Raw genomic sequence first — 24,713 nt, 5'->3', positions numbered from 1 at the left:
CAGGGCGTTCAAATGCTGATCCGCAGTTCCGTCCCGGGCTCTGCATTGACGCTGAGCTGCTCGACGATGGCGTCTTGCAGGCGGCGGCACAGTTGCGGGTCGGACAGCGGCTGGTTGTTTTCATCGGTGAGGAAGAATACGTCCTCCACGCGCTCGCCGAGGGTGGCGATCTTGGCGTTCTGCAGCGACAGGTCGAACTCCAGGAATATCTTGCCCACCCGGGCCAGCAGCCCAGGGCGATCCGGGGCGCTCAGTTCGAGCACGGTGACCGGGCGCTGGGCGTCGTTGGAGATGGTCACCACCGGGGCGAAGGCAAAGTGCTTGAGCTGACGGGGCACCCGGCGCTTGATGATGGTCGGGTAATCGTCAGGGTTGCGCAGCGCTTCGGTCAGGCCCTGGCGGATGGCCTTGATGCGTTCCGGGTTGTCGCCGATCGAGCCGCCGTCGTTGTCGAGCACGATGTAGGTGTCGAGGGTGAACTGGCTGGTGGACGTGATGACCCGGGCGTCATGAATGTTCAGGTTCAACTGGTCCATGGCGGCCACGGTCACGGCGAAGAAATCGTGCTGGTCCGGTGCGTAGATGAAGATCTGCGTGCCGCCCTCGAATTCGCGCTGGGTGGTTTCCTTGATCAGCACCAGCGGCCCGCCATCTGCAGGTTGCTGCAGGATTGCATCGCTGTGCCAGGCGACGTCGCCGGCCGTATGGCGCAGGAAGTAATCATCCCCCAGTTGCGACCACAGCTGCTCGACGTCGTCGGGGTCGGTGCCACTGCGCACCAGGATATCCAGTGCAGCGCTCTGGGTGCGCCGGATCTGCTCTTCGCGGTCCACCGGGTTCTCCAGGCCGCGCTTGAGGGCGCGCTTGGTCTCGGTGTACAGCTGGCGCAACAGGCTGGCGCGCCAGGAGTTCCACAGCGTCGGGTTGGTGGCGTTGATGTCGGCGATGGTCAGCACGTAGAGGTAATCCAGGTGCACCTCGTCGCCAACGAATTGCGCGAAATCGTGGATCACCTGCGGATCGGACAGGTCCTTGCGCTGGGCAGTGGTGGACATCACCAGGTGGTTCTGCACCAGCCAGACGATCAGTCGGGTGTCCCAGTCGGGCAGATGATGGCGGATGCCGAAGGCTTCGGCGTCCACCGCGCCGAGTTCCGAGTGGTCGCCGCCACGGCCCTTGCCGATGTCATGGTACAGGCCGGCCAGGTAGATCAGCTCGGGCTTGGGCAGCTTGGCCATGAGCTTGCTGGCCAGCGGGAATTTCTCCGACACCTGGGTGTACTGCAGTTTGCGCAGGTGCTTGATGAGGTTCAGCGTGTGGGCATCGACGGTGTAGATGTGGAACAGGTCGTGCTGCATCTGCCCCACGATGTGGCCGAACTCGGGCAGGTACAGGCCCAGGATGCCGTAGCGGTTCATCCGGCGCAGGTTGCGGTGGATGCCGATCTCGCACTTGAACAGCTCGATGAACAGGCTGGTGTTGCGAATGTCGTTACGGAAATCGTCGTTGATCAGGTGCCGGTGTTCGCGCAGCAAACGGATGGTATCGGCACGCACGCCCTTGATTTCCGGGCGTTGGGCCATCAGCACGAAAATCTCCAGCATCGCGAAGGGCGTACGCTTGAAGACGTTAGGGTTGCTGGCTTCGATGTAGCCGTCATGCAGTTGGAAGCGCGAGTTGATGGCCTCGGTCGCGGTGTTCTGGTCGTCCGAGAGAATGACTTCCTCGAAGTGCTGGATGATCAGGTCGCTCAACTGGGCGATGCTCATGACCACTCGGTAGTACTTCTGCATGAAGCGTTCGATGGCCAGCTTCGCGTCGCTGTCCTGGTAGCCCAGCAGGCGCGCGATGTTGGTCTGGTAGTCGAACAGCAGACGGTCTTCGGAGCGCCCGGCCAGCATGTGCAGCGCATAGCGGACTTTCCACAGGAACTCCTGGGAAGAGGCGAGCAGGGCGTTTTCGCTTTCCAGCAGAAAGCCCTCGTCGGCCAGTGCGTGCAGGTTCAGCGTGCCGTACTGGCGCCGTGCGACCCAGAGGATGGTCTGGATGTCCCGCAGCCCGCCGGGCGAGCCCTTGACGTTGGGTTCCAGGTTGTACTCGGTGTCGAAGTACTTGTGGTGCCGGGCTTTCTGTTCGGCACGCTTGGCCAGGAAGAATTCCTTGCTCGGCCACATGTGCTGCGTGCTGGTGACGTCCAGCATGCGTTGGCGCAAGTGCTCGGGGCCGGCAATGGTGCGGCTTTCCATGAGGTTGGTGACCACCGTGAGGTCTGCCTGGGCCTCGATGGCGCACTCCTCGACCGAGCGAACGCTCTGACCGACTTCCAGGCCGATGTCCCACAGCAGGGTCAGAAAGCGCTCGATGGAATCGCGAAACAGCTCGTGATCGGCACTGTCCAGCAGGATCAGCAGGTCGATGTCCGAATAGGGGTGCAACTCGCCACGGCCGTAGCCGCCGACCGCCAGCAAGGCGATATCGGCGTCATCGCTCCAGTCGAACTGCTCCCAGGCCTGTTGCAGGATGTTATCGACGAACCAGGCGCGGTCCTCGATCAGGCGCCGAATCTCGCGGCCGGACTTGAAACGCTCGTCCAGAACCTCGCGGGCCTGACGGATGGCTTTCTTGAAGGCAGCGATGGGGCTGGCCTTCAACGCCAGTTCGGCCTTGAACTGGCCGCGATCGAACAAATCTGGGTCCACCTGCGGCATCGAACTGCTTTCCTTCTATCTATGCATGCTGTCTGGACGTGAGTGTCAGGCGGAGGTGCGGGCGATGGTGTCGTCGCTGCGCAGGGTGAAGATCTCGTAGCCTGTGGCGGTGACCAGAATGGTGTGTTCCCACTGTGCCGACAGCTTGCGGTCCTTGGTGATGGCTGTCCAGCCGTCGCCCAGCAGACGGGTGTCGGCCTTGCCCTGGTTGATCATCGGCTCGATGGTGAAGGTCATGCCTTCCTTGAGCTCCATGCCTTCGCCAGCCTTGCCGTAGTGCAGCACTTGCGGTTCTTCGTGGAAGACCTTGCCGATGCCGTGGCCGCAGTATTCACGCACCACCGAGAAACCATTCTTTTCGGCGTGTTTCTGGATCACTTCGCCGATGTCGCCCAGGTGAGCGCCGGGCTTGACCAGCTCGATGCCCTTGTACATGCATTCCTGGGTGATTTTCGACAGGCGCTCGGCCCACTCTGGCACTTTGCCAACATGGAACATCTTGCTGGTGTCGCCGTGGTAGCCGTCCTTGATGACGGTCACGTCGATGTTCAGCACGTCGCCTTCCTTGAGCGGCTTCTCGTTCGGGATGCCGTGGCAGACCACGTGGTTGATCGAGGTGCAGATGGACTTGGGAAAACCCTTGTAGTTGAGCGGCGCCGGAATGGCCTTCTGCTCATTGACGATGTAGTCGTGGCAGATGCGGTCCAGTTCGTCGGTGGTCACGCCAGGCTTGACGTAGGCCCCGATCATTTCCAGGACTTCGGCGGCCAGACGGCCGGCAATGCGCATCTTTTCGATGTCTTCAGGGGTTTTGAGGGTAACGGACATACAAGGCTCTCTCGGCGCGGCCAGGCCGCAGCTAAACACGGAAAACCGCGATTCTACCAGACCGTCGCCAAGCGGGTTATCATCGCTTCCTTATATAGAGGCGGCGAGGGTGTGCGGCATGGCATCCCCGGGCCGGCAAAAGCCTCGGCAAAACAGGATCTTATTTCAGGTTCCGTTATCCAGACTTTTGTGATATAAAATGCGCCGCTTTACGGGGTATGCCCCGAAAGCACAAACCCACACACGTGTCGACACGATGACCTGGGTGCCCTCGGCTCGAGCCGCTGGTTGGTCATTGGGATACGTGGAGGCCTAACCCGACTTATCAAGGAACTATCATGTCCCAAGTCAATATGCGCGATATGCTGAAGGCCGGTGTGCACTTCGGCCACCAGACCCGTTACTGGAACCCGAAAATGGGCAAGTTCATTTTCGGCGCGCGCAACAAGATTCACATCATCAACCTTGAAAAAACCCTGCCAATGTTCAACGACGCTCTGACGTTCGTAGAGCGCCTGGCCCAGGGCAAGAACAAGATCCTGTTCGTCGGCACCAAGCGTTCCGCTGGCAAGATCGTTGCTGAAGAAGCAGCACGTTGCGGTTCGCCGTACGTCGACCACCGCTGGTTGGGCGGCATGCTGACCAACTTCAAAACCATCCGTGCCTCCATCAAGCGTCTGCGCGAGCTGGAAGTTCAGGCTGAAGACGGTACTTTCGCCAAGCTGACCAAGAAAGAGGCGCTGATGCGCACTCGCGATCTGGAAAAGCTGGATCGTAGCCTGGGTGGTATCAAGGACATGGGCGGTCTGCCAGACGCACTGTTCGTCATCGACGTTGACCACGAGCGCATCGCGATCACCGAAGCCAACAAGCTGGGCATCCCGGTCATCGGCGTAGTCGATACCAACAGCAGCCCTGAAGGTGTTGACTACATCATCCCAGGTAACGATGACGCCATCCGCGCCATTCAGCTGTACATGGGTTCGATGGCTGACGCCGTTATCCGTGGTCGCAACAACGTTGCTGGCGGCACCGAAGTTTACGCTGAAGAAGCGGCTGTACCTGCTGCCGAGTAAGTGACGCTTTAGCGCCGCTTGGCACGCAAAAAGGGGGCTTGGCCCCCTTTTTGCCACCTCGAAAACCATCTGGCGTTGCCATCGATCTGATGTCATGTGCAGCGGTCATCATGGATTTTCAAGCGAATTTGAACGCCCGCCCGGCGGGTGGAATGGTTGAAGACCTATCCAAGAGGATTTTGAAATGGCAGAGATTACTGCAGCGTTGGTCAAAGAACTGCGCGAGCGTACTGGCGAAGGCATGATGGACTGCAAGAAGGCCCTGACCAAGGCCGGCGGCGACATCGAGAAAGCCATCGACGATATGCGTGCTTCGGGCGCCATCAAGGCCGCCAAGAAAGCAGGCAACGTTGCTGCTGAAGGCGCAATCGCCATCAAGGCAGACGGCAAAGTCGCTGTCCTGCTCGAAGTCAACTCCCAGACCGACTTCCTGGCTCTGCAGGACGACTTCAAGAACTTCGTCGCTGCAAGCGTCGACAAGGCATTCGCCGAGAAACTGACCGACGCAGCTCCGCTGATCGCCGCTCAGGAAGAAGCACGTACTGCCCTGGTTGCCAAAGTAGGCGAGAACGTCAACATCCGTCGTCTGGTACGCGTTGAAGGCGACGTTGTCGGCTCCTACCTGCACGGCAACAAGATCGGCGTAGCCGTTGTCCTGAAAGGCGGTGACGTCGAGCTGGCCAAAGACATCGCGATGCACGTTGCTGCAAGCAACCCTGAGTTCCTGCTGCCGTCGGACGTTTCTGCCGAAGCGATCGAGCGCGAGAAGAACGTCTTCCTGCAGCTGAACGAAGACAAGATCAAAGGCAAGCCTGCCGAGATCGCTGACAAGATGGTTCAGGGCCGCATCACCAAGTTCCTGGCTGAAGCCAGCCTGGTCGAGCAGGCGTTCGTCAAGAACCCTGAAATCAAGGTCGGTGAACTGGCCAAGAAAGCCGGCGCTGAAATCGTTTCCTTCACCTACTTCAAAGTAGGCGACGGCATCGAGAAGCCAGTCGACAACTTCGCTGAAGAAGTCGCTGCTCAAGTAGCTGCCAGCAAGCAATAAGACGGTTCTCCGACTGTCGACCCAAGAGGCTGCCCGCTCACGCGCGCAGCCTCTTTGTCAAAACGGCAGCAGGATTTTGTTTTTCCGGTACATGGCTCACAAGGCCACAACCGGCGCAGTAGCCTAGAGTTAGCGCAGGCGCAACGGCCGGCAACTCTGACATTTTTTTTATACGCCGCAGGAGAGATTCGCAATGGCTCAGCAGGGCAGTGGATATCAAGCTCGCTATAAACGCATTCTACTCAAGCTTAGCGGCGAGGCCCTGATGGGGTCCGAAGAGTTTGGCATCGATCCGAAAGTGCTGGATCGCATGGCGCTTGAAGTGGGTCAACTGGTAGGAATCGGTGTTCAGGTCGGCCTGGTCATCGGTGGTGGCAACCTGTTCCGTGGCGCGGCATTGAGCGCTGCCGGCATGGACCGCGTCACTGGCGACCACATGGGCATGCTGGCCACCGTGATGAACGGTCTGGCCATGCGCGACGCCCTTGAGCGTGCCAATATTTCCGCCATCGTGATGTCCGCCATCTCCATGGTGGGTGTGACCGATCACTACGATCGTCGCAAGGCGATGCGCCACCTGAATTCCAAGGAAGTGGTGATTTTCGCTGCCGGTACCGGCAACCCGTTCTTCACCACCGATTCGGCAGCCTGCCTGCGGGCCATCGAAATCGATGCCGACGTCGTGTTGAAGGCAACCAAGGTCGATGGTGTGTACACTGCCGATCCATTCAAGGACCCGCATGCCGAGAAGTTCGATCATCTGACTTACGATGAAGTACTGGATCGCAAGCTGGGCGTAATGGATCTGACGGCCATCTGCCTGTGCCGTGACCACAAGATGCCGCTGCGTGTCTTTAATATGAACAAACCCGGCGCCCTGCTGAACATCGTGCATGGCGGCGCGGAAGGAACCTTGATCGAGGAAGGCGTACAATGATCAACGAAATCAAGAAAGACGCTCAAGAGCGCATGAAGAAGTCCCTGGAGTCCCTGCACCACGCGTTCGGCCAGATCCGTACCGGCAAGGCTCACCCAAGCGTGCTGGGTTCGGTGATGGTTCCTTACTACGGCGTGGACACTCCGCTGACCGGCGTCGCCAACGTTACCGTGAAAGACTCCCGTACCCTGCAGGTCGTGCCGTTCGAGCGCAACATGCTGGGCGCCGTCGACAAGGCCATCGGCAGTGCAGGTCTTAACCTGAACCCGACCAACCTGGGCGAACTGCTGCTGATCTCCATGCCGCCGCTGACCGAAGAAACCCGCAAGGGCTTCACCAAGCAGGCCCGCAGCGCTGCCGAAGACGCTCGGGTTGCCGTGCGCAACATCCGTCGCGATGCCATGGGCGACCTGAAGAAACTGGTCAAGGACAAGGAAATCAGCGAAGACGAAGAGCGTCGTGCCAGCGCTGATATCGACAAACTGATCAAGGACTTCGAAGGCCAGATCACCAAGGCCACGGATGACAAAGAAGCGGACCTGATGGCCGTATAAGGTCGGGAAGCTTTCATGGAAAAGACAAAGCTGGCTGTGCCGTCGTCGGTACCGCGTCATGTCGCGATCATCATGGATGGGAACAATCGCTGGGCCAAGAAGCGCCTGTTGCCAGGCGTGGCGGGTCACAAGGCGGGCGTTGACGCCGTTCGGGCGGTCATCGAGGTGTGTGCCGAGGCCAAGGTCGAGGTGCTGACCCTGTTCGCGTTCTCCAGCGAGAACTGGCAGCGCCCGGCCGAAGAGGTCGGCGCGCTGATGGAGCTGTTCTTCACGGCCTTGCGTCGCGAGACCAAGCGCCTGAACGAGAACGGCATCAGCCTGCGCATCATCGGCGATCGCTCGCGTTTTCACCCTGAGCTGCAGGCCGCCATTCGCGAAGCCGAAGCCAGCACTGCCGGTAACAGCCGCTTTGTCTTGCAGATCGCCGCCAACTACGGCGGTCAGTGGGACATCGCCCAGGCTGCGCAGCGCCTGGCGCGTGAGGTTCAGGCCGGCCATCTGCGCCCCGAAGACATCACCCCGCAGTTGCTGCAGACCTGCCTGGCCACGGGCGACCTTCCGCTGCCCGACCTGTGCATCCGCACCGGGGGCGAGCATCGCATCAGCAACTTCCTGCTGTGGCAGCTGGCCTACGCCGAACTGTACTTCTCCGACCTGTTCTGGCCGGACTTCAAACACGATGCCATGCGCCATGCGCTGGCCGATTTCGCTTCGCGCCAACGCCGCTTCGGGAAAACCAGCGAGCAGGTAGAAGCTGGAGCCCGCGCTTAATGCTCAAACAACGAATCATCACAGCGTTGATCCTCGCGCCGCTGGCCCTGTGCGGCTTTTTTCTGCTCGAGGGTGGCAGCTTTGCGCTGTTCATCGCTGCAGTGGTGGTGCTGGGTGCCTGGGAATGGGCGCGTCTTGCCGGTTTCGAGGCGCAGTCGGCCCGCGTGCTGTTCGCAGCGGTGGTCGGCGTGCTGCTGTTCCTTCTGTATCTGCTGCCCGGCCTTGCGCCGTGGATCCTGGTCGCTGCGCTGTTGTGGTGGCTGGCGGCAACCTGGCTGGTGCTGACGTACCCGGAGTCCAGCGAACACTGGTCCAGCGTGATCTACAAGCTGGCCATCGGCCTTTTGATTCTGCTGCCGGCCTGGCAAGGGCTGGTGCTGATCAAGCTCGAACCGATGGGCAACTGGCTGATTCTCGCTGTCATGATCCTGGTGTGGGGTGCCGACATTGGTGCCTACTTCTCCGGCAAGGCCTTCGGCAAGCGCAAGCTGGCGCCGAAAGTCAGCCCCGGCAAGAGCTGGGAAGGCCTCTACGGCGGCCTGGCGACCTGCCTGGTGATTACTGCCGTGGTGGGCGTTGTTCGCGGCTGGGGCGTTGGGGAAATCCTGTTCGCCCTGGTATGCGCCGCCATCGTGGTGCTGATTTCCGTGGTCGGCGACCTGACCGAGAGCATGTTCAAGCGCAAGTCGGGGATCAAGGACAGCAGTAACCTGTTGCCTGGCCACGGCGGCGTGCTGGATCGCATCGACAGCCTGACCGCGGCGATCCCGGTGTTTGCCCTGCTGCTCTGGGCCGCCAAAGACTGGGGCCTGATGTGAGCAAGCCGCAACTGATCACGGTCCTGGGGGCTACCGGCTCCGTCGGGCTGAGCACGCTGGACGTCATCGCCCGCCATCCTTCGCGCTATCAGGTGTTTGCCCTCACGGGCTTCACCCGTATTGCCGAGTTGCTGGCGCTGTGCGTTCGCCACACTCCGCAGTTCGCCGTGGTGCCGACTACGGCCGCCGCCCGGCAGTTGCAGGATGACTTGCGCGCCGCCGGCCTGGACACCCGGGTGCTGGTGGGGGAGGGCGGCCTGTGCGAGGTGTCTGCCCATCCTCAGGTGGATACCGTGCTGGCGGCCATCGTCGGCGCGGCAGGGTTGCGTCCTACGCTGGCCGCTGTCGAGGCAGGCAAAAAGGTCTTGCTGGCGAACAAGGAGGCCCTGGTCACCTCGGGCGCCCTGTTCATGCAGGCCGTGCGCCGCAGTGGCACCATCCTGTTGCCGCTGGACAGCGAGCACAACGCCATTTTCCAGTGCCTGCCGGGCAACTACTCCAACGGCCTGGATCAGGTGGGCGTTCGCCGCATTCTGCTGACCGCCTCGGGCGGACCGTTTCGCGAAACGCCTCTGGCCGACATCGAGCATGTCACGCCGGATCAGGCCTGTGCGCACCCGAACTGGTCCATGGGGCGCAAGATCTCCGTGGATTCGGCCAGCATGATGAACAAGGGCCTTGAGCTGATCGAGGCCTGCTGGCTGTTCGACACGGCCCCTGCGAATATCGAAGTGGTGATTCACCCGCAAAGCGTGATTCATTCGATGGTCGATTACGTGGATGGCTCGGTGCTGGCGCAGTTGGGCAACCCCGACATGCGCACGCCGATCGCCCACGCACTGGCTTGGCCCGAGCGGATCGATTCGGGTGTGTCGCCGCTGGATCTGTTCAGCATTGCCCGGCTTGATTTCCAGGCTCCGGACGAATTGCGCTTCCCTTGCCTGCGTCTGGCGCGGCAAGCTGCGCAGACCGGCGACAGCGCCCCGGCAGTATTGAATGCCGCCAACGAGGTCGCCGTGGCGGCGTTTCTGGATCGGCGCATTCGCTTCCCTGAAATCGCGAGTATGATCGACGAAGTCCTGAACATAGAGCCTGTGGTGGCCCTGAACGAGCTGGAGACGGTCTTCGAGGTCGACGCCAGGGCGCGAACGCTGGCTGAGCAGTGGCTCAGCCGGAACGGGCGGTAAGCGACAAATGCCCACAGGCACAGGCCTGGCAAGGCGCGCGAGCAGCTTGACGCTGTCCGTAGCCCTCGCCATGCCGGTACCCGGAGAACAGCGATGAGCGCGCTTTACATGATTGTCGGCACCCTGATTGCGTTGGGTGTACTGGTGACGTTTCACGAGTTCGGCCACTTCTGGGTGGCGCGGCGCTGTGGCGTCAAGGTTTTGCGGTTCTCCGTTGGCTTCGGCATGCCGCTGTTGCGCTGGCACGACCGTCGCGGCACCGAGTTCGTGGTGGCCGCCATTCCCCTGGGCGGCTACGTCAAGATGCTCGACGAGCGCGAAGGCGAAGTACCTGCCGAGCTGGTGGACCAGTCCTTCAATCGCAAGTCCGTGTATCAGCGCATCGCCATCGTCATCGCCGGCCCGGTTGCCAACTTCCTGCTGGCCATCGTGTTTTTCTGGGTGCTGGCCATGCTGGGCAGCCAGCAGGTGCGCCCGGTCATCGGTGGCGTCGAGGCAGGCAGCATTGCCGAGAAGGCGGGTCTGGTTTCGGGCCAGGAAATTGTTTCCGTTGATGGCGAAGCCACCAGCGGCTGGGCGGCTGTGAACCTGCAACTGGTACGTCGCCTGGGCGAGAGCGGCAGCATTGCGCTGAAAGTCCGCGAGAAGGGCTCGGATGTCGATACCCCGCGCACCCTGGCACTGGATAACTGGCTCAAGGGCGTGGATGAGCCCGATCCGATCCGCTCGCTGGGCATTCGTCCGTGGCGTCCGGCGCTGCCTCCGGTGCTGGCCGAGCTCGATCCCAAGGGCCCGGCCCAGGCTGCAGGCCTGAAGACCGGTGACCGCCTGCTGGCCCTCGACGGCCAGCCGCTGGGTGAGTGGCAAGAGGTCGTGGATCGGGTTCGTGTCCGTCCTGATACCCGAATTTCACTGAGTGTCGAGCGCGATGGTGCGACAATCGACGTGCCTGTCACCCTGGCCGCGCGCGGTGAAGGCAAGGCGGCAACCGGGTATCTGGGTGCCGGGGTCAAAGGTGTCGACTGGCCACCGGAAATGCTCCGAGAGGTCAGTTATGGCCCTGTAGCTGCCGTGGCAGAGGGCGCGCGCCGTACCTGGACGATGAGCGTACTGACCTTCGATTCACTGAAGAAAATGTTGTTCGGCGAGCTCTCGGTAAAAAACTTGAGCGGACCGATAACCATTGCTAAAGTGGCGGGCGCTTCGGCCCAGTCAGGTGTAGGTGACTTCTTGAATTTCCTTGCTTATCTGAGCATAAGCCTGGGGGTTCTCAATTTGCTGCCCATTCCAGTGTTGGACGGGGGGCACTTGCTTTTTTATCTGATCGAGTGGGCGCGTGGTCGTCCGCTGTCGGAAAAGGTTCAGGGCTGGGGGGTCCAGATCGGTATAAGCCTGGTGGTCGGAGTCATGTTGCTCGCACTGGTCAACGATCTGGGACGACTGTAAAAGCTACGCCGAATTGTGAATCTGCCGCATTTTGCGGCAGTTTGTTTATTGCCAGTTGGAATAAGAAAGGACTTCATGAAACGTCTGCTGCTAACTGCGGTTCTTTCCGCACTGATGATCGCCGAAGTTCACGCCGAGTCCTTCACTATCTCCGATATCCGTGTCAACGGCCTGCAGCGGGTATCCGCCGGCAGCGTCTTTGGCGCGCTGCCGTTGAACGTGGGTGAGACCGCCGATGATGCGCATCTGGTCGATGCCACCCGCGCTCTGTTCAAAACCGGATTCTTCCAGGACATCCAGCTGGGCCGTGACGGCAACGTGCTGGTCATCACCGTGGTCGAGCGTCCGTCCGTTTCGAGCATCGAGATCGAAGGCAACAAGGCGATCACCACCGAAGACCTGATGAAAGGTCTGAAGCAGTCGGGTCTGGCCGAAGGCGAGATCTTCCAGCGGGCAACCCTGGAAGGCGTGCGTAACGAACTGCAGCGCCAGTACGTGGCCCAGGGTCGTTACTCGGCAGAAGTCGCCACCGAAGTCGTTCCTCAGCCGCGCAACCGCGTGGGCCTGAAAATCAACATCAACGAAGGCGCGGTCGCAGCCATCCAGCACATCAACGTGGTGGGCAACTCGGTATTCAAGGAAGAAGACCTGACCGACCTGTTCGAACTGAAGACCACCAACTGGCTGTCCTTCTTCAAGAACGACGACAAGTACGCCCGTGAAAAGCTGTCCGGCGACCTGGAACGCCTGCGTTCGTACTACCTGGACCGCGGCTATATCAACATGGATATCGCTTCGACCCAGGTGTCCATCACGCCTGACAAGAAGAGCGTGTACATCACCGTCAACATCCATGAAGGCGAGAAGTACAGCGTCAAGTCGGTCAAGCTCAGCGGTGACCTCAAGGTCCCTGAGGATCAGGTCAAGTCGCTGTTGCTGGTCAAGCCTGGCCAGGTGTTCTCGCGCAAGGTCATGACCACCACGTCCGAGCTGATCACCCGCCGCCTGGGTAACGAAGGCTACACCTTCGCCAACGTCAACGGCGTGCCGACCCCGAACGATGAAGACCACACCGTCGACATCCTGTTCGCCGTCGATCCGGGCAAGCGTGCCTACGTGAACCGCATCAACTTCCGTGGCAACACCAAGACCGCGGACGAAGTGCTGCGTCGTGAGATGCGTCAGATGGAAGGCGGTTGGGCTTCCACCTACCTGATCGACCAGTCCAAGACCCGTCTGGACCGCTTGGGCTTCTTCAAGGAAGTGAACGTCGAAACACCGGCAGTGCCGGGCACCGACGACCAGGTCGACGTGAACTACGCCGTGGAAGAGCAGGCCTCCGGTTCGATCACCGCCAGTGTGGGCTTCGCGCAGAGCGCGGGTCTGATCCTGGGTGGTTCGATCAGCCAGAACAACTTCCTGGGTACCGGTAACAAGGTCAGCATCGGCCTGACCAAGAGTGAATACCAGACCCGCTACAACTTCAGCTACGTCGACCCGTACTTCACGCCGGACGGTGTGAGCCTGGGTTACAGCGCGTTCTACCGCAAGACCAACTACGACGACCTCGATGTCGATATCGCAAGCTACTCGGTCGACAGCCTGGGTGCCGGTATCAACATGGGCTACCCGATCAGCGAAACCGCGCGCCTGAACTTCGGCCTGTCGGTTCAGCAGGACCAGATCAACACCGGTACCTACACCGTTGACGAAATCTTCGACTTCCTGGAGAAGGAAGGCGACAGCTTCACCAACTTCAAGGCATCCGTGGGCTGGTCCGAATCGACCCTGAACAAAGGCACGCTGCCGACCCGTGGTCACTCCCAGAGCCTGACGCTGGAAACCACCATTCCGGGTAGCGACCTGTCGTTCTACAAACTCGACTACCGCGGCCAGTTGTTCCACCCGATCACCACCAACACCACCCTGCGCCTGCACTCGGAACTGGGCTACGGTGACGGTTACGGTTCGACCTCGGGCCTGCCGTTCTACGAGAACTACTACGCCGGTGGCTTCAACTCGGTACGTGGCTTCAAGGACAGCACCCTCGGTCCGCGCAGTACGCCTAGCCGCGGCGAAGGCAACCCGGGCGGTCGTCCTGGCACCCTCGCTGACCCGGATCAGGATCCGCTGCCGTTCGGTGGTAACGTGTTGATCACAGGTGGTGCCGAAATCCTGTTCCCGCTGCCGTTCATCAAGGACCAGCGTTCGCTGCGTACGTCGCTGTTCTGGGACGTGGGTAACGTGTTCAACACCAACTGCGGTGGGGAGAAGACCACACTCAGCGGCGAGAAGATCGAGTGTAACGGTCCTGAGCTCTCGGGCCTTGCAAGCTCGGTGGGTGTTGGCGTGACCTGGATCACCGCATTGGGTCCATTGAGCTTCGCTCTGGCCATGCCGGTCAAGAAACCGGACAACAACACCGAAACCCAGGTCTTCCAATTCTCTCTCGGTCAGACCTTCTAAGGGTCTGGTCACTGATAACGACAACGAATTCTGTAGGAGTTACATCGTGCGTAAGTTGACTCAATTGGCTCTGCTGGCAACGGTCCTGGTCGCAGGCCCGGCCTTTGCCGACATGAAAATCGCGGTACTGAACTACCAGATGGCGCTGCTCGAATCCGACGCGGCCAAGAAGTACGCCGTCGACGCCGAGAAGAAATTCGGCCCGCAACTGACCAAGCTCAAGGCTCTGGAAAGCAGCGCCAAGGGCATCCAGGATCGTCTGGTCGCCGGTGGCGACAAGATGGCCCAGCCTGAGCGCGAAAAACTGGAGCTGGATTTCAAGCAGAAAGCCCGTGACTTCCAGTTCCAGTCCAAGGAGCTGAACGAAGCCAAGGCCGTCGCTGACCGTGACATGCTCAAGCAACTGAAGCCAAAACTGGACTCGGCTGTTGAAGAAGTGATCAAGAAGGGCGGTTACGACCTGGTGTTCGAGCGCGGTGCCGTGATTGACGTCAAGCCACAATATGACGTCACTCGCCAGGTCATCGAGCGCATGAACCAGCTGAAGTAAGTTCATGACCGCGACTATCACGCTCGGCCAACTGGCCGAGTTCCTCGGAGCCACCCTGCGTGGCCCCGCGGACAAGCAGATTACCGGACTTGCCACCTTGCAGGAGGCCGGTCCAGGTCAGGTCAGTTTCCTGGCCAATCCCCAGTACCGTAAATTCCTCGCCACGTCCCACGCCGCTGCCGTGCTGCTCAAGCCTGCGGATGCCGAAGGCTATGCGGGTGATGCGCTGCTGATCGCCGATCCGTACCTGGCCTACGCGCGCATCTCGCACCTGTTCGATCCCAAGCCCAAGGCTGCGGCGGGCATTCACCCCACAGCTGTCGTGGCTGACGATGCTGTCGTCGATCCGGCTGCAAGCGTGGGGCCGTATGTCGTGATCGAAAGCGGTGCGCGCATTGCGGCCGGCGTGACCCTGGGCGCCCACTGCTTCATCGGCGCGCGCAGCGTGATCGGCGAAGGCGGCTGGCTGGCGCCGCGCGTCACGCTGTACCACGACGTGCGCATCGGCCAGCGTGTGGTCATCCAGTCGGGTGCCGTGCTGGGTGGCGAAGGCTTCGGTTTCGCCAACGAGAAGGGCGTCTGGCAAAAGATTGCCCAGATCGGCGGCGTCACCATTGGCGACGACGTGGAAATCGGTGTGAACACGGCCATCGACCGTGGCGCCATGGACGATACCCGCATCGGCAACGGTGTGAAGCTCGATAACCAGATCCAGATCGCCCACAACGTTCAGGTGGGTGACCACACCGCGATGGCGGCCTGCGTCGGTATCTCCGGCAGCGCCAAGATCGGCAAGCACTGCATGCTGGCAGGCGGGGTAGGGCTGGTAGGGCACATCGAAATCTGTGATGGCGTTTTCATCACCGGGATGACCATGGTTACCCGTTCCATCACCGAGCCAGGCTCGTATTCTTCGGGGACGGCGATGCAGCCGGCCGCCGAGTGGCGCAAGAGCGCCGCACGCATTCGCCAGCTCGACGACATGTCGCGCCGGCTGCAGCAGTTGGAAAAGCTTGTCGAGGCAGTGACCTCAGGCGGTAAAGCGTCATCTGATGGCTGATACTTTTTTCTTATCAAGTGTGCATAGCCGATAAACTGCCTCCTTGATTTGCCAGAGGAGTGCCGCGCACTCGTCGCGCACTCCCTATATTGACTACAGGCTTCCTCTCGAAATGATGGACATCAACGAAATCCGCGAATATCTGCCCCACCGTTACCCGTTCCTGCTCGTGGACCGTGTGGTGGCGCTCGATGTCGAGAACAAGAGCATTCGTGCCTACAAGAATGTCAGCATCAATGAGCCCTTCTTCAATGGGCACTTCCCGGCGCACCCGATCATGCCGGGCGTGCTGATCATCGAAGCCATGGCTCAGGCTGCCGGCATCCTGGGCTTCAAGATGCTTGACGTGAAGCCTGCCGATGGCACGCTGTACTACTTCGTGGGCTCCGACAAGCTGCGTTTCCGCCAGCCGGTACTGCCGGGCGACCAACTGATCCTTGAAGCCAAGTTCCTGAGCTGCAAGCGTCAGATCTGGAAGTTCGAGTGCCAGGCTTCGGTAGACGGCAAGCCGGTATGCTCCGCAGAAATCATCTGTGCGGAACGCAAACTATGAGTTTGATTGACCCTCGCGCCATCATCGATCCGACGGCCATCCTGGCTGACAATGTGGAGGTCGGCCCGTGGTCGATCGTCGGACCCGGTGTGGAAATTGGTGAGGGTACGGTCATTGGTCCGCATGTCATCCTGCGCGGGCCGACCAAAATCGGCAAACACAACCACATCTACCAGTTTTCCTCGGTAGGTGAGGACACGCCGGACCTGAAATACAAGGGTGAGGCGACTCGCCTGGTTATCGGCGATCACAACGTGATCCGCGAAGGCGTGACCATTCACCGTGGCACCATTCAGGATCGCGCCGAGACCACCATCGGCGATCACAACCTGATCATGGCCTACGCGCACATCGGTCACGACAGCGTCATCGGCAACCACTGCATCCTGGTCAACAACACCGCGCTGGCTGGCCACGTGCATGTGGCCGACTGGGCGATCCTGTCCGGTTTCACGCTGGTGCATCAGTACTGCCACATTGGCGCCCACAGCTTTTCCGGCATGGGCACGGCCATCGGCAAGGACGTCCCGGCGTTCGTCACGGTGTTCGGCAACCCGGCAGAAGCGCGCAGCATGAACTTCGAAGGCATGCGCCGTCGCGGTTTCTCCGACGATGCCATCCATGCCCTGCGTCGCGCCTACAAGACGGTCTATCGTCAGGGCCTGACCGTAGAACAGGCGGTGGTGGAACTGGCCGAACCCGCTACACAGTTTCCGGAAGTCGCGCTGTTCCTTGAGTCCATCCAGAACTCGACCCGCGGCATCACCCGTTAACCATGAGTGCCCTGCGTATTGCGCTGGTCGCCGGAGAAGCCTCTGGCGACATCCTGGGTTCGGGCCTAATGCGCGCCATCAAGGTTCATCATCCTGACGCACAGTTCATCGGCGTGGGCGGTCCGCTCATGGAAGCCGAAGGCATGACGTCCTACTTTCCCATGGAGCGCCTGTCGGTCATGGGGCTGGTGGAAGTGCTGGGGCGTCTCAAGGAGTTGCTGGCGCGGCGCAAGCTGCTGATCCAGACCCTGATCGATGAAAAGCCCGATGTGTTCATCGGCATCGATGCGCCGGATTTCACCCTCAATATCGAACTCAAACTGCGTCAGGCCGGAATCAAGACCGTGCACTACGTCAGCCCGTCCGTGTGGGCGTGGCGGCAGAAGCGCGTGCTGAAGATTCGCGAAGGCTGCGACCTGATGCTGACCCTTCTGCCCTTCGAGGCGCGTTTCTACGAAGAGAAAGGCGTGCCGGTGCGGTTCGTCGGGCACCCGCTGGCCGACACCATCCCCCTTGAGGCCGATCGCGCTGCGGCACGCGCTGAACTGGGGCTGGGCGAAGGGCCAGTGGTTGCACTGATGCCGGGCAGCCGTGGCGGGGAAGTGGGGCGCCTGGGGGCGCTGTTCTTCGAGGCCGCCGAGCGAATGCTGGCCCAGCGCCCGAACCTGCGGTTCGTCCTGCCGTGTGCAAGCCCGCAACGCCGCGCGCAGATCGAAGAGCTGCTGCAAGGGCGCGACCTGCCACTGACCCTGCTCGATGGCCGCTCCCACGTGGCGCTGGCTGCCTGCGATGCGGTCTTGATCGCATCGGGCACCGCGACCCTGGAAGCGCTGCTGTACAAACGACCGATGGTGGTTGCCTATCGTCTGGCGCCACTGACCTACTGGATACTCAAGCGGATGGTGAAGAGTCCGTACGTGTCGCTGCCGAACCTGTTGGCCCAGCGCTTGCTGGTGCCTGAGCTTCTGCAGGATGCGGCGACGGCCGATGCCCTGGCGCAAACCCTGCTGCCGCTGCTGGACAACGGCGCGGAGCAGACCGCAGGCTTCGATGCGCTTCACCGTACCTTGCGTCGCGATGCGTCCAATCAGGCCGCCGATGCGGTGCTGAGCCTGATTGGCCGGTCGCCTTCACCATGAGTGTGCGATCAATGCAAATGGGTTTGGATTTCAATCTGGTCGAGGACCTGGTCGCCGGCGTCGATGAAGTGGGTCGTGGCCCGCTGTGTGGCGCCGTGGTGACCGCTGCGGTGATCCTTGACCCCAATCGCCCGATCCTGGGGCTGAACGACTCGAAAAAACTCACCGAAGCCAAGCGCGAGAAGCTCTTCGACGAGATCCGTGAGAAAGCCCTGTGCTGGCACATCGCACGGGCCGAGGTCGATGAAATCGACGAACTGAACATCCTGCACGCCACGATGCTGGCGATGAAGCGGGCTGTGGAAGGTTTGCTGATCACCCCCAAGCTGGCACTGATCGACGGCAACCGCTGCCCGCAATTGTCGGTGCCCAGCGCGCCGGTGATTCAGGGTGACGCCCAGGTGCCGGCGATTGCCGCGGCGTCGATCCTGGCCAAGGTCACCCGTGACCGCGAAATGGCGGCCATGGAGTTGCTGTATCCGGGCTACGGCATCGGCGGGCACAAGGGTTATCCGACGCCGGTGCATCTGGAAGCGCTGGCCCGTCTGGGCCCGACGCCGATTCACCGACGTTCGTTCGCACCGGTCCGCGCGGCCTATGAAGCACGGGAGATGTTGACGGCCACCGGGTTCGCCTCGCTACCGCTCAACTGATCGCGGGCTGATGTTTTCTTGCGAGGCCGGTACAATCCGGCCTTCGTTTTCTGTGCGCCATAGGAATCACCTCCACTATGCCGGCTTCTTTCGTTCATCTACGCCTGCACACCGAATACTCGCTGGTCGACGGTCTGGTCCGGGTCAAACCGCTGGCCAAGGCGCTGACGGCCATGAACATGCCTGCGGTGGCGGTGACCGACCAGAACAACCTGTGCTCGCTGGTCAAGTTCTACAAGAGCGCCATGGGCGCCGGGATCAAGCCGATCTGCGGCGCCGACATCTGGCTGGCCGGGCGTGATCGCGATGCGCCGTTGAGCCGCATGAGCCTGTTGGTGATGAACCCCAAGGGCTACCTGAACCTCACCGAATTGATTTCGCGAGGTTTCATGACCGGCCAGCGCAATGGCATGGTGGTCATCGAGCGCGAGTGGGTGGCCGAAGCCAGCGAAGGACTGATCGCCCTGTCGGCCGCCAAAGAAGGCGAGATCGGCATGGCGCTGCTGGGGGGCAATCCAGCCGAGGCCGACGTGCTGCTCAAGGAATGGATGGCGGTTTTCCCCGACCGTTTCTATGTCGAGATCCAGCGCACCAACCGCATCAACGACGAAGAACACCTGCACGCGGCGGTTGCCCTGGCCGAGCGTCATGGCGCGCCGCTGGTGGCGACCAACGATGTGCGCTTCCTCAAGCAGGAAGATTTCGAAGCCCACGAAACCCGTGTGTGCATCGGTGAAGGCCGCGCCCTGGACGACCCGCGCCGCTCGCACAACTACAGCGATCAGCAGTACCTTAAAAGCGCCGAGGAAATGGCCGAGCTGTTCAGCGACCTGCCCGATGCGTTGCAGAACACCGTCGAGATTGCCAAGCGCTGCAACATTGAGGTCAAGCTGGGCACTCACTTCCTGCCCAACTTCCCGATTCCCGATGGCCTGACCATCGACGAATATTTCCGCAAGGTCTCGTTCGAGGGCCTTGAAGAGCGCCTGGCCGTACTGTGGCCGAAAGACACCACGCCCAACTACGAAGCCAAGCGCCAGGAATACGTTGACCGGCTGAATTTCGAGCTGGATATCATCATCCAGATGGGCTTCCCCGGTTACTTCCTGATCGTTATGGACTTCATCCAGTGGGCCAAGAACAACGGCGTGCCGGTCGGCCCTGGCCGTGGATCGGGTGCCGGGTCCCTGGTGGCCTATGTGCAGAAGATCACCGACCTCGACCCGCTGGAATATGACCTGCTGTTCGAACGCTTCCTGAACCCCGAGCGGGTTTCCATGCCCGACTTCGACGTCGACTTCTGCATGGACGGCCGCGACCGGGTGATCGAATACGTGGCCGACAAGTACGGGCGTAATGCGGTCAGCCAGATCATCACCTTCGGTTCCATGGCCGCCAAGGCCGTGGTGCGTGACGTGGCGCGGGCCCAGGGCAAGTCCTTCGGCCTGGCCGATCGCCTGTCGAAGATGATTCCGTTCGAAGTCGGCATGACCCTTGAAAAGGCCTACGAGCAGGAAGAAATCCTGCGCGACTTCCTCAAGACCGACGAAGAAGGCGCTGAAATCTGGGAGATGGCCCGCAAGCTCGAAGGCGTTGTGCGTAACGTCGGTAAACACGCCGGTGGTGTGGTGATCGCGCCGACCAAGCTGACCGACTTCGCCGCCATCTATTGCGACGAGGAAGGCAGCGGCCTGGTGACCCAGTACGACAAGGACGACGTCGAGGCGGCCGGGCTTGTGAAGTTCGACTTCCTGGGCCTGCGGACCCTCACCATCATCGACTGGGCGATGAAGACCATCAACCGCGACCGCGCCAAGGTGGGCGAGGAGCCGCTGGACATCGCCTTCATCCCCCTCGATGACGCGCCGACCTACGACCTGCTGCAGAAAGCCGAAACCACGGCGGTGTTCCAGCTTGAATCCCGCGGCATGAAGGAACTGATCAAGAAGCTCAAGCCCGACTGCCTGGAAGACCTCATCGCACTGGTGGCGCTGTTCCGCCCGGGCCCGCTGCAATCGGGCATGGTGGACGACTTCATCAACCGCAAGCACGGTCGCGCGGAGCTCTCGTACCCGCACGTCGATTACCAGTACGAAGGCCTCAAGCCCGTACTGCTGCCGACCTACGGCATCATCCTGTATCAGGAACAGGTGATGCAGATTGCCCAGGTCATGGCCGGCTACACCCTCGGCGAGGCAGACATGCTGCGCCGCGCGATGGGCAAGAAAAAGCCCGAGGAGATGGCCAAGCAGCGCGGCGGTTTCATCGAAGGCTGCAAGACCAACAATATCGACCCGGACCTTGCCGGTAACATTTTCGACCTGGTGGAGAAATTCGCCGGTTACGGTTTCAACAAATCCCACTCTGCGGCCTATGGCCTGGTGTCCTACCAGACTGCCTGGCTCAAGCGGCACTACCCGGCGCCGTTCATGGCCGCAGTGCTCTCGGCGGACATGCACAACACCGACAAGGTCGTGACCTTGATCGAGGAAGTGCGCACCATGAAGCTGCGCCTGGACGCGCCGGACGTGAACAACTCCGAGTTCAAGTTCACGGTGAACGACGACGGCCGCATCGTGTATGGCCTGGGCGCGATCAAGGGCGTGGGCGAAGGCCCGGTGGAAGCCATCACCGAGGCGCGTCAGGCGGGCCCGTTCAAGGACCTGTTCGATTTCTGTGCGCGCATCGACCTCAAGCGGGTCAACAAGCGCACCCTGGGCGGTCTGATCAGCAGTGGCGCGCTGGACCGTCTTGGTCCGTTTTTCTATGACGAGCCCAAGCAGTATCACGCCAACATCGACCGCAACCGTGGCGTGCTGCTGGCCGCTCTGGAAGAGGCGATCCAGGCCGCCGAGCAGACCGCGCGCAGCCATGACAGTGGCCACAGCGACCTGTTTGGCGGGCTGTTCGACGAACCCGATGCCGATGTTTATGCGAACCATCGCGGTGCCAAGGAGGTCACTCTCAAAGAGCGCCTGCGTGGCGAGAAGGAAACCCTGGGGCTGTACCTGACCGGGCACCCGATCGATGAGTACGAAGGCGAGATCCGTCGGTTCGCTCGCCAGCGCATCGTCGATCTCAAGCCTGCACGCGATACCCAGACCGTTGCCGGGCTGATCATCGCGCTGCGGGTAATGAAGAACAAAAAGGGCGACAAGATGGGCTTCATCACCCTGGACGACCGTTCCGGGCGTATCGAAGCCTCGCTGTTCGCCGATTCGTTCCAGGCCGCGCAGTCGCTGTTGCAGACCGACGCGATGGTGGTGGTCGAGGGCGAGGTCAGTTCCGATGACTTCTCAGGTGGCCTGCGCTTGCGTGCCAAGCGCGTCATGAGCCTTGAGGAAGCGCGCACCGGCCTTGCCGAAAGTTTGCGCCTGACCGTGCGCAGCGAGGCACTCAAGGGTGATCGCCTGCGCTGGCTGGGTGACCTGTGCAAGAAGCACCGGGGAGCGTGTCCGATCACGCTCGATTACACAGGGCAGGAGGCCCGCGCCTTGTTGCAGTTTGGCGAAGCGTGGCGAATCGATCCCGCAGACAGCCTGATTCAGGCCCTGCGTGACCAGTTCGGACGTGAGAACGTCTTCCTGCAGTATCGCTAGAAGCTGATCATGAGATTTTTTTGACTCGACGCTTTCAAGCCCGACATTTTTTAAACTCGACCGGACAGCGCCAGTTCCATTAAGGTATGGCGCTTACGGATCAACCGGCCGGCCTCTTGGCCGTCGACCCAAGACGGATGCCTATGAACCCGAATTTTCTGGATTTCGAACAGCCGATTGCTGACCTGCAAGCCAAGATTGAAGAGCTGCGTCTGGTAGGCAATGACAACTCGCTGAACATCGGCGATGAAATCTCTCGACTGCAAGATAAGAGCAAGACGCTCACCGAAAGCATTTTCGGCAATCTGACCAGCTGGCAGATCGCGCGCATGGCGCGTCATCCACGCCGTCCGTACACCCTGGACTACATCGAACACATCTTTACCGAGTTCGACGAGCTGCACGGCGACCGTCACTTCTCCGACGACGCGGCCATCGTGGGCGGTATCGCTCGCCTGGACGACAAGCCGGTGATGGTGATCGGTCATCAGAAGGGCCGCGATGTGCGCGAGAAGGTTCGCCGCAACTTCGGCATGCCGCGCCCTGAAGGCTACCGCAAGGCGTGCCGCCTGATGGAAATGGCCGAGCGCTTCAAGATGCCGATCCTGACCTTTATCGACACCCCGGGTGCATACCCGGGCATCGACGCCGAAGAGCGCAACCAGAGCGAGGCGATTGCCTGGAACCTGCGTGTCATGGCGCGCCTGAAGACCCCGATCATCGCGACCGTGATCGGTGAAGGCGGTTCGGGCGGTGCATTGGCCATTGGTGTGTGCGATCAGCTGAACATGCTGCAATACTCCACTTACGCGGTGATCTCGCCGGAAGGCTGCGCATCGATTCTGTGGAAAACCGCCGAGAAGGCGCCCGACGCTGCCGAAGCGATGGGCATCACCGCCGAGCGCCTCAAGGGCCTGGGCATTGTCGACAAAGTGATTGGCGAACCTCTGGGCGGCGCGCACCGCGACCCGGCCGGCGCGTCCGCTTCGATCCGCGAAGCCTTGAGCAGCCAGCTGGCGATGCTCAAGAAGTTCAACAACGATGAACTGCTGGCTCGTCGTTACGAGCGTCTGATGAGCTACGGCGTATAACCGACGCGGCTCCCACAGTCCGGCCAGCTTGAAGGTTCAACCATGAGCAAGCCGGACTGCATCAGAAAACAACTCGCCAAACGATTGCTACCGCGCCTGGAACCCTGGCGTGGCGCGGTCGCTTGGCGGATTGCCTTCTCGGGTGGGCTCGATTCCACCGTCCTGTTGCACCTGCTGGCCGATCTCGCCCGCCAGCATGCCTTGCCTCCCTTGACCGCTGTCCATGTCCATCACGGCTTGCAGGCCGTTGCTGCGTCGTGGCCGGGACATTGCCGTCAGATGTGTCAGATTCTGGGAGTGCCTTTTCAGGTGCTCGATGTTCAGGTCCGGCCCGGCGCCAGCCTCGAACAGGCCGCCCGCGAGGCCCGCTACGCCGCGCTGGAAGGGGTGATGCAGGACGGCGAGGTGCTGCTGACCGCGCAACACCGCGATGACCAGGCCGAAACCCTGATGTTCAGGCTGCTGCGTGGCGCCGGGGTTCGAGGGCTGGCGGCGATGCCTGGCCATCGTCCACTGGGCAGAGGGACATTGTTTCGCCCGCTGCTGGATGAGCCGCGCGCCGTGCTCGAAGCCTATGCGCAGGAGGAAGGCCTGAGCTGGATCGAGGATCCGAGCAACCAGGACAGCCGTTTCTCGCGCAATTACCTGCGCAGCCACGTCATGCCGATGCTGGTTACGCGCTGGCCCCAGGCGGTTGTCAGCATGACCCGCAGCGCCGCGCATCTGGCCGATGCCCAGGGCTTGCTCGACGAATTGGCAGTCCAGGATCTGGCGACAGCGCAAACGCCGTGCACCTGGCCCTGGCTGGACTTGCCGTCGCTGGAGCTGGCGCCACTGGAAGGCCTGTCCGAGGCCCGTCAGCGCAATGCCCTGCGGCACTGGCTGACACCGCTGACGCGCCTGCCGGACACCGATCACTGGGCGGGCTGGAATTCCCTGCGTGACGCCGGCCCCGACGGGCGGCCGATCTGGCGCCTGGCTGACGGCCAGTTGCACCGCGCCGAAGGCAGGATCTGGTGGCTATCGGGTATCTGGCTCAAGGATGTGGCCGGCTCCCAACACTGGTCCATGGCCTCGCAGCCCCTGACACTGCCCGGCAACGGCATGTTGCACCTGCTGGGGGAAATTCCCCGTGGCGGCCTGCATGTGCATTACCGGCGCGGCGGCGAAGTGCTCGATGTGCCCGAGCGCGGCAGGCGCGATCTCAAGCGTCTGCTCAACGAGAAACGCGTGCCGGTGTTCCTGCGCGGCCGATTGCCGCTGTTGTACCGGGGCGAGCAGTTACTGGCGGTCGCCAACCTTCCGGGACTGGACGCCGACCCCCGTGGCGACTGGCGTTTGCACTGGCAGCCACCGACGAACGACCACCGTTTGAGATGAGAGCTGGTTTCCGGTAGACTACGCTCCCTTCTTGATACAGCTTATGTCGATCCTTCCGGGACGACACAAGTTGCCG

At 61.4% G+C, this 24,713-nt stretch carries 20 protein-coding genes; 18 read left to right on the top strand and 2 right to left on the bottom strand.

The genetic code is table 11. The features are described from left to right. Nucleotides 1-8: 8 nt before the first annotated feature. Together NPS29_RS16975 and map are read right to left on the bottom strand one after the other, a co-directional pair. Entirely contained in the window at nt 9-2,708 is a 2,700-nt protein-coding gene (locus NPS29_RS16975) for a [protein-PII] uridylyltransferase (protein ID WP_274133893.1), read from the bottom strand. 45 nt (nt 2,709-2,753) lie between these two features. Next, nucleotides 2,754-3,536: a type I methionyl aminopeptidase gene (map, locus tag NPS29_RS16970; RefSeq protein WP_274133892.1), complete on the bottom strand. Its 783-nt coding sequence runs from the start codon at nt 3,534-3,536 to the stop codon at nt 2,754-2,756. 338 nt (nt 3,537-3,874) lie between these two features. On the opposite strand from map, the gene rpsB reads away from it, so the two are divergent. The 18 genes from rpsB to tilS all read left to right on the top strand — a co-directional run bounded on the left by rpsB (nt 3,875) and on the right by tilS (nt 24,637). Continuing rightward, nucleotides 3,875-4,612: a 30S ribosomal protein S2 gene (rpsB, locus tag NPS29_RS16965; protein WP_274133891.1), complete on the top strand. Its 738-nt coding sequence runs from the start codon at nt 3,875-3,877 to the stop codon at nt 4,610-4,612. 184 nt (nt 4,613-4,796) lie between these two features. Continuing rightward, on the top strand, nt 4,797-5,660 hold the full coding sequence (tsf, locus tag NPS29_RS16960; RefSeq protein ID WP_274133890.1) for a translation elongation factor Ts: 864 nt from the start codon (nt 4,797-4,799) through the stop codon (nt 5,658-5,660). Nucleotides 5,661-5,853: 193 nt separating this feature from the next. After that, complete coding sequence (gene pyrH / locus NPS29_RS16955; RefSeq protein ID WP_274133889.1) at nt 5,854-6,597, top strand: UMP kinase; 744 nt, start codon at nt 5,854-5,856, stop codon at nt 6,595-6,597. Then, nucleotides 6,594-7,151, top strand: coding sequence for a ribosome recycling factor (gene frr, locus NPS29_RS16950; protein ID WP_274133888.1), 558 nt, complete (start codon nt 6,594-6,596; stop codon nt 7,149-7,151). Before pyrH ends, frr begins: the two co-directional genes overlap by 4 nt. Before the next feature lie 15 nt (nt 7,152-7,166). After that, nucleotides 7,167-7,922 (top strand): polyprenyl diphosphate synthase, encoded by a 756-nt coding sequence (uppS, locus tag NPS29_RS16945; RefSeq protein ID WP_274133887.1) that lies wholly within the window; start codon nt 7,167-7,169, stop codon nt 7,920-7,922. Next, nucleotides 7,922-8,740 carry a phosphatidate cytidylyltransferase gene (locus tag NPS29_RS16940; protein ID WP_274133886.1) on the top strand — a complete coding sequence of 273 codons (819 nt, stop codon included), beginning with the start codon at nt 7,922-7,924 and terminating at the stop codon, nt 8,738-8,740. The genes uppS and NPS29_RS16940 overlap by 1 nt, the downstream gene beginning before the upstream one ends. Next, entirely contained in the window at nt 8,737-9,927 is a 1,191-nt protein-coding gene (ispC, locus tag NPS29_RS16935) for a 1-deoxy-D-xylulose-5-phosphate reductoisomerase (RefSeq protein WP_274133885.1), read from the top strand. Before NPS29_RS16940 ends, ispC begins: the two co-directional genes overlap by 4 nt. A gap of 93 nt (nt 9,928-10,020) precedes the next feature. After that, complete coding sequence (gene rseP / locus NPS29_RS16930) at nt 10,021-11,373, top strand: sigma E protease regulator RseP (protein WP_274133884.1); 1,353 nt, start codon at nt 10,021-10,023, stop codon at nt 11,371-11,373. Between the two features lie 75 nt (nt 11,374-11,448). Further along, the gene (gene bamA, locus NPS29_RS16925; RefSeq protein ID WP_274133883.1) at nt 11,449-13,839 is read left to right on the top strand and encodes an outer membrane protein assembly factor BamA; all 2,391 of its coding nucleotides are present in this window, start codon (nt 11,449-11,451) and stop codon (nt 13,837-13,839) included. 46 nt (nt 13,840-13,885) lie between these two features. Then, nucleotides 13,886-14,389, top strand: coding sequence for an OmpH family outer membrane protein (locus NPS29_RS16920; RefSeq protein WP_166593536.1), 504 nt, complete (start codon nt 13,886-13,888; stop codon nt 14,387-14,389). Nucleotides 14,390-14,393: 4 nt separating this feature from the next. After that, entirely contained in the window at nt 14,394-15,449 is a 1,056-nt protein-coding gene (lpxD, locus tag NPS29_RS16915) for a UDP-3-O-(3-hydroxymyristoyl)glucosamine N-acyltransferase (protein ID WP_274133882.1), read from the top strand. Between the two features lie 112 nt (nt 15,450-15,561). Then, a complete protein-coding gene (gene fabZ, locus NPS29_RS16910; protein ID WP_274133881.1) occupies nt 15,562-16,002 on the top strand; it encodes a 3-hydroxyacyl-ACP dehydratase FabZ in 441 nt (146 codons plus the stop codon). Continuing rightward, a complete protein-coding gene (lpxA, locus tag NPS29_RS16905) occupies nt 15,999-16,775 on the top strand; it encodes an acyl-ACP--UDP-N-acetylglucosamine O-acyltransferase (protein WP_274133880.1) in 777 nt (258 codons plus the stop codon). Before fabZ ends, lpxA begins: the two co-directional genes overlap by 4 nt. Nucleotides 16,776-16,777: 2 nt before the next feature. Further along, nucleotides 16,778-17,914, top strand: a complete 1,137-nt coding sequence (gene lpxB / locus NPS29_RS16900; RefSeq protein WP_274133879.1) for a lipid-A-disaccharide synthase — start codon at nt 16,778-16,780, stop codon at nt 17,912-17,914. Nucleotides 17,915-17,925: 11 nt separating this feature from the next. Next, a complete protein-coding gene (rnhB, locus tag NPS29_RS16895; protein ID WP_274133878.1) occupies nt 17,926-18,567 on the top strand; it encodes a ribonuclease HII in 642 nt (213 codons plus the stop codon). Between the two features lie 77 nt (nt 18,568-18,644). Then, entirely contained in the window at nt 18,645-22,166 is a 3,522-nt protein-coding gene (dnaE, locus tag NPS29_RS16890) for a DNA polymerase III subunit alpha (RefSeq protein WP_274133877.1), read from the top strand. Nucleotides 22,167-22,309: 143 nt separating this feature from the next. Further along, nucleotides 22,310-23,257 (top strand): acetyl-CoA carboxylase carboxyltransferase subunit alpha, encoded by a 948-nt coding sequence (locus tag NPS29_RS16885; protein ID WP_274133876.1) that lies wholly within the window; start codon nt 22,310-22,312, stop codon nt 23,255-23,257. A 42-nt stretch (nt 23,258-23,299) separates the two neighbouring features. After that, complete coding sequence (tilS, locus tag NPS29_RS16880) at nt 23,300-24,637, top strand: tRNA lysidine(34) synthetase TilS (protein ID WP_274133875.1); 1,338 nt, start codon at nt 23,300-23,302, stop codon at nt 24,635-24,637. The last annotated feature ends 76 nt before the right edge of the window (nt 24,638-24,713 follow it).

It is taken from the genome of Pseudomonas putida, from assembly GCF_028682175.1.
GTDB lineage: Bacteria > Pseudomonadota > Gammaproteobacteria > Pseudomonadales > Pseudomonadaceae > Aquipseudomonas > Aquipseudomonas putida_AD.
The sequence above is the reverse complement of the archived record's forward strand: the minus strand, read 5'-3'. Positions and strand labels throughout refer to the sequence as shown.